Origin of the sequence: Marinitenerispora sediminis (genome assembly GCF_003336425.1) — a bacterium.
Lineage (GTDB): Bacteria > Actinomycetota > Actinomycetes > Streptosporangiales > Streptosporangiaceae > Marinitenerispora > Marinitenerispora sediminis.
The window spans coordinates 1-5,961 of sequence record NZ_QEIO01000224.1 but is presented as its reverse complement, the minus strand read 5'-3'; the positions used below and the strand labels follow the sequence as shown (position 1 = coordinate 5,961).

The 5,961-nt window shown below is 77.3% G+C and carries 6 protein-coding genes; all 6 read right to left on the bottom strand.

Annotated elements, in window-relative coordinates; translation table 11 throughout:
- Positions 1 to 620: 620 nt before the first annotated feature.
- Positions 621 to 1,613 (bottom strand): UDP-glucuronic acid decarboxylase family protein, encoded by a 993-nt coding sequence (locus DEF28_RS25225; RefSeq protein WP_114400524.1) that lies wholly within the window; start codon positions 1,611 to 1,613, stop codon positions 621 to 623.
- A gap of 73 nt (positions 1,614 to 1,686) precedes the next feature.
- Entirely contained in the window at positions 1,687 to 2,373 is a 687-nt protein-coding gene (locus tag DEF28_RS25220) for an SDR family oxidoreductase (protein WP_114400523.1), read from the bottom strand.
- 30 nt (positions 2,374 to 2,403) lie between these two features.
- Positions 2,404 to 3,786, bottom strand: a complete 1,383-nt coding sequence (rfaE2, locus tag DEF28_RS25215) for a D-glycero-beta-D-manno-heptose 1-phosphate adenylyltransferase (RefSeq protein ID WP_114400522.1) — start codon at positions 3,784 to 3,786, stop codon at positions 2,404 to 2,406.
- Positions 3,783 to 4,376, bottom strand: coding sequence for a D-sedoheptulose-7-phosphate isomerase (locus DEF28_RS25210; RefSeq protein ID WP_114446244.1), 594 nt, complete (start codon positions 4,374 to 4,376; stop codon positions 3,783 to 3,785). The genes rfaE2 and DEF28_RS25210 overlap by 4 nt, the downstream gene beginning before the upstream one ends.
- The gene (locus DEF28_RS25205; protein ID WP_114400520.1) at positions 4,376 to 5,659 is read right to left on the bottom strand and encodes a glycosyltransferase; all 1,284 of its coding nucleotides are present in this window, start codon (positions 5,657 to 5,659) and stop codon (positions 4,376 to 4,378) included. The genes DEF28_RS25210 and DEF28_RS25205 overlap by 1 nt, the downstream gene beginning before the upstream one ends.
- Positions 5,656 to 5,961: glycosyltransferase (locus tag DEF28_RS25200; RefSeq protein WP_147281096.1), on the bottom strand; the 306-nt coding region annotated here is incomplete at its 5' end. The genes DEF28_RS25200 and DEF28_RS25205, both read right to left, overlap by 4 nt.

The window sequence follows — 5,961 nt, the reverse complement described above, 5'->3', positions numbered from 1 at the left end:
GAGCCGCGCGCCCGTCCGCGGACCGGCATCCCGGGCACCTGGGCGGGGCGGGCCCGGCCTGCGGGCAGACGCCCCCGGCCGGCCGACGCCCGGACACGCCGCCCACCGCAGGCCAGCGGCCGGGAGCAGCCGCGGCATTCGCCCCCTCCGGCCGCCGACGACCACCGGGCCCGCACTTGGACGCCGGGCCCGCAGCCGGCGAATCCGGTACGGACATAGGGCCGACGCGGCCGCCGGACACTCCCAGGGCCCGGCCCGGCCGGGCCCGCCGCGATGCGGCGCCTCGCCGGATCTGTGACGGGAGTGCGCCGAACCTCCGGTGCCCATGGCTGCCGCGGGCACGGACCGGTGCGTGGGGCGACGGCCCCTGACGCGCCTCCGAGCGCCCTCCCCGCCCATCCGTCCCGAACAGCGGCTGGTGGATGGCTCCCTCCACTGCGGACCGAGGGAGCCGCGGGGCCCGGGCACGGGGGCTCGCTGGCGGAGGCGTACTACCCGACGAGCTCGGGCGCGCACCCGCGGGCGCCTCCTGGCACGGAACGCCGCGACCGGCGGGGCGGCGTCCCGCCGGAGCGGCCGCTGGCGGCCGCCGAACAGCACGCCGACCCACCGCCGAGAAGCTAGCCGGCCGTCACCTCGCCGGCCGCCGACCGGGCGGCCGGGACGGCGCGCTCCGCCATGAACCAGTCGATGGTGCGGCGCAGCCCCTCCTCCATCCGGACGGCGGGCCGCCAGTCCAGCAGTTTCTCGGCGAGGCGGGTGTCGGGCCGGCGGAACCGCGGGTCGTCCGCCGGCCGGCCGATGTGCACGATCGGTGATCCGGAGCCCGCCAGCCGGCGGACCAGCTCCGCCAGGCGCAGCATGGACAGCTCCTCCGTGCTGCCGATGTTGACCGGCCCCGTGGCCCCGCTGTCGGCGAGGGCGAGCAGCCCCCGGACGGTGTCGTCCACGTAGCAGATCGACCGGGTCTGCAGGCCGTCGCCGGAGACGGTGATGGCCTCACCGGCCAGCGCCTGGCCGATGAAGGTGGGCACGGCGCGGCCGTCGTCGGGACGCATCCGGGGGCCGTAGCAGTTGAAGATCCGCGCGATGGCGACGTCGGTGCCGTGGGTGCGGTGGTAGGCCATGGTCAGCGCCTCGGCGTAGCGCTTGGCCTCGTCGTAGACGCTGCGCGGCCCGATCGGGTTGACGTTGCCCCAGTAGCCTTCCTGCTGCGGGTACTGCAGGGGGTCGCCGTAGACCTCGCTGGTGGAGGCCAGGACCATCCGGGCGCCGTGGCGCAGGGCCAGGCGCAGCGCCGTGCGGGTGCCGAGGCTCCCGGCCTCCAGCGTCTCCTCCGGCAGCCGCAGGTAGTCGGCCGGCGACGCGGCCGAGGCGAGGTGGAAGACGGTGTCGACGGGACCGGTGTCGGCCAGCGGGCGCGTCACGTCGGCCTCCACCAGCCGGAACCCGGGTGCGGCGCTCAGGTGCCGCACGTTGCGGGGACTGCCGGTCGCGAAGTTGTCGACGCAGACGACCTCGCTGCCGCGCTCCAGCAGCCGCTCGCACAGGTGCGAGCCGACGAATCCGGCGCCGCCGGTGACGACGGCGCGCCCCGTTCGGTGACGTGCCATGTTCTCTCCTCCTCGGTTCGGGCCCGCTGTCGCGATCGCCGCGCCGGCCTCCCGCGCGGCGGCGCCCGCCCGCTCACGGCCAGGACGACTCGCGCGACGGGCAGATCATCAGCTCGCGGACCTCGCAGCCCGGCGGCTGGCGCAGCGCGAAGACCACCGCGCGGGCCACGTGTTCCGGGGGGTTGAGCTTGGCGTCGGGGCCGGGCCGGTACTGCTCGGGGCGGCCGTGGAAGAAGGCGGTGTCCATCCCGCCGGGGATGAGCAGCGTCACGCCGACCTGCCCGGCCAGTTCGGCGGCGAGCGCGCGGGTGAAACCGACGACGCCGAACTTGGCGGCGCAGTAGGCCGTGGCGTCGCTGACGGCGCGCAGCCCGAGGGTGGAGGCGCAGTCGATGATGGTGCCCGCGCTCTGGCGGAGGTGGGGCAGCGCCGCGCGCACGACCGCGGCCGTGCCCAGCAGGTTGACCCGGATGACGTTCTCCCACTCGTCGGCCGGCACGTCCTCCAGCGGTCCGCAGGCGTCGATGCCGGCCGCGTTGACGACGGCGTCGAGGCCGCCGGCCTGGCGGGCGAGGTCGTGGACGGCCGCTTCGGTGGCGGCGCGGTCGGCGAGGTCGGCCTGCGCGAACGGCAGGTCGCCCGGGGGGCGGGTCCGGTCGATGATGAGTGGCCGCCCTCCTTCGGCGACGACCGACTTGGCGACGGCGGCCCCCAGGCCGGAGGCTCCGCCGGTGATCAGGGTGTTGCCCAACGGGCGCATGCTGCTCCTCTCCTCGTTGCGTGGGCGGGGTCAGTCGCTGGCCGCGCGCATCTCGGCGACCAGGCGGGTGGTGGAGCGGCCCGGGAGCAGCGGCAGCAGGACGACCTCGCCGCCGTACCCGGCGACGACCGGCGCCTCGGGGAGGTCGTCCACCGCGTAGTCGCCGCCCTTGACCCAGACGTCGGGCCGCAACCGGCCCAGGATCTCGGCGGGGGTGGGCTCGTCGAAGACCGCCACGGCGTCCACGCAGTCGAGCGCGGACAGCACCCGGATCCGGTCCTCCTGGGCCATGATCGGCCGGTCCGGCCCCTTGAGCCGCCGGATGGCGGCGTCGGAGTTGACGCAGACGAGCAGGCAGTCGCCGAGGGCCCGGGCCCGGCGCAGCAGGCTGACGTGGCCGGCGTGCAGCACGTCGAAGCAGCCTCCGGCCGCGACCACGGTGCCGCCCGCGGCGCGGACGCGCTCGGCCAGTTCGGCGGGGCCGTCGGCCAGCCCGAGCGGCAGGGTCGCACCGGCCGGCCCGCGCTCGGCGGCGGCGCCGGCGCCGCCCTCGGCGACGAAGCGGGAGGCCGCGCGGACGGCGCCGGCCACGGCGCTGCCCGTGGCGGCTCCCGCGGCCAGCGCCTCCAGGACGGCGGCGGCGAACCGGTCGCCGGCACCGCAGGTGTCGCCGGGCGCCTCGATCCGCGGGGCCGCGAGGTGCTCGCCGTGCTCGGCGTCGGCCGCCGTCCAGGCGACGCCGCACCGGCCGAGCGTGACGGCCACGGCCGCGGCGCGCCACTGGCGCACCAGTGCGCGGGCGCGCCGCAGCGCGCGGCGCGGGTCGTCCTCGGGCACCTCGGCCTCGGAGGCGTTCGGGGTGACCAGCGCCATGCCGTGCACCGGTGCGGCGCCGCGCGGGTGCGGGTCCCACACCATGGGCACCGATTCCGCCGCCGCGGCCAGCGCCTCGCGGACCTCCGGCACCGCCGCGACGCCGCGCCCGTAGTCGGAGACGAGCACGCCGGCCGCGGAGCCGAGCAGCGCGGCCAGCCGCTCCACCGGCGGACCGGAGTCCGCTCGGCCCTCGCCGTCGTCGACGCGCACGAGCGTGCGGCCGTCGCCGAGCAGCCGGGTCTTGGTGGGGGTCCGGCCCCGCAGCGGGAGGCGGACCAGCGACACGGTGTCGCGGAGCAGTTCGTCGAGCCGCGCGCCGGCTTCGTCGGCGCCCAGCGCGGTCACGAGGACGACGGGCCGGTCGCCCTGGGCGGCCAGCCACGCGGCGAGCGCGGCGCCGCCGGGCCGGTGCACCGGCTTGGCCGCGTCCAGCACCGGGGCCGGGGAGTCCGGGCAGCGGCGGCGGACCGACCCCCGCAGGTCGATGTCGAGCAGGGCGTCGCCGATCACGACCAGCGGGCGGGTGTCGCGGTTCATGCCTGGACCTCCTCACGGCCCGCCGCGGGTACGGCGCCGGCGCGGTGGCGCACCTCGGCGTCGACGACCGAGCAGAGCAGGTGGACGAGTGCGAGGTGCACCTCCTGCACCGTGGACGCCGCGGCGGCGGGGACCTGGACGGCCTCGTCGCAGGCGGCGAGCAGCGCGCTGGGGCCCTCGCCGGTCAGCGCCCAGGTGCGGACGCCGAGTTCGCGGGCGGCCAGGGCCGCGGCGACGACGTTCTCGCTGGCCCCGCTCGTGGACAGGCAGACGAGCACGTCGCCGGGGCGGGCGTGCGCGCGCACCTGGCGGGCGTAGACGTCGCGGTATCCGTAGTCGTTGGCGAGGGCGGTGAGGCTGGAGGTGTCGGCGTGCAGCGCGATCGCGGACAGCGGCCGGCGTTCGTCCTCGAACCGGCCGACGAGTTCGGCGGTGAGGTGCTGGGCCTCCGCCGTGCTGCCGCCGTTCCCGCAGGCGAGCAGCCGGCCGCCGTCCAGCAGCACGGCGGCGAGCCGGCGTCCCCAGTCCTCGACCCGGCCGGTGTCGGTGCACCGCAGGGCGCGCTGGAGTTCGGTCAGGTGCTGGTGCATCAGATACCTCCCGGGGACACTGCGGTGGCGGCGGCCGCGCGGCCGGCGGGGCTGGCGCCCCCGTCGCCCGGTGCGCGGGCCGGGCGGCGGCCGGTGCGCCAGTCCTCCAGCACCGCGCGGTAGCGGTCCTCGGTCTGGCGGGCGATGAGCGGCCAGGAGTACCGCGCGGCCGCGCGGTCGGCGGCGGCGATGCCGTAGCTGTCCTTGCTGACGGGGTCGGCGAGCAGCCGGCGGAGCCGGACCGCCAGCAGGGCGGGCTCCCGGGGCGGCAGCAGCACGCCGGTGACCTCGTTGACGACGGTGTCCAGGTGCCCGCCCACGCTGGAGGCGATGACCGGGACGCCGCAGGCCATGGCCTCGACGGTGCTGATACCGAAGGGCTCGTACCAGGGCATGTTGATGGCGACGTCGGCCGAGCGCAGCAGCGCCGGAACGTCGGCGCGCGCCACGCGGCCGACGAACCGGACGCGGTCGGCGACCCCGATCTGCTCGGCGATGCGGCGCAGCCGGGCGGCTTCGGGATCACCGGTCAGCTCGGACCTGCCGGGGCCGCCCGCGACGACGAGTTCGGCGTCGGGCACCGCGACGAGCGCGCGGATGACCGTCTCCACGCCCTTGCGCTGCACCAGGCGGCCCAGGCTGAGCAGCCGCGGGCGCTCGCCGCGCGGCTCGGCCGCCCCCTCCGGGGTGAACCGCTCCAGATCCACGCCGCACGGCACCACGCTGATCCGGTCGGCGGGGACGCGCCAGGAGCGCAGCTCCCGGCGCTCCTCGGCCGAGGTCGCGATGATGAGCGCCGAGCGGTGCGCGATGTCGCGCTCGGTGGCGATCCGCTCCGCCGGGCTGCTGTCCTGCTCGCCCTGGAAGCGCCGCTTGACGGTGCCGAGGGCGTGCAGGGTGAGCACGACCGGGATGTCCAGCGGTTCGGCGGCGCGCAGCGCGGCCACGCCGCTCATCCAGTAGTGGGCGTGCACGACGTCCGGCGGCGTGCCGGCCCACTCGCGGGCCAGGACGTCGCCGAACCGCGGCATGTAGCGGGGCAGGGCGTCCTTGGGCAGCGTCCGGGCCGGGCCGGCCCCGACGTGCCGGACGACCACCCCGGGCGCGAAGCCGATCGTGTCGGGCTGGGCCCGGCCGGTCCGCCGCGTGTAGACCGTGACCTCGTGGCCGAGCGTCCCCAGCGCGCGGGCGAGTTCCGCGACGTGCACGTTCTGCCCGCCCGCGTCCTCGCCCCCGAGTGTGGCGATCGGGCTGGCGTGCTCCGACACCATGGCGATCCTCATCGAGTCACCTCCTGGAGTAGCCGGTCCCAGGCGGTGAGGAACCGAGACAGTGGGTACCTGCGCGCCGCCGCGGCCCGCGCGGCGGCGCCGGCCTCCCGGGCCCGCTCCGGATCGGCGGCGAGGTCGCGCAGGGCGCGGCGCAGCACCGGCATCCGGTTCGTCACCACCCCGGCCTCCGGCGGGACCGCCTCGGACGCCTCCGTCGTGGCGAGCGCCACCACGGGAAGGCCGAGGAGCATGGCCTCGATGAGCGAGAGGCCGAGCGAGGTCCAGCGGATCGGGTGCAGGTAGACGCGCCGGCG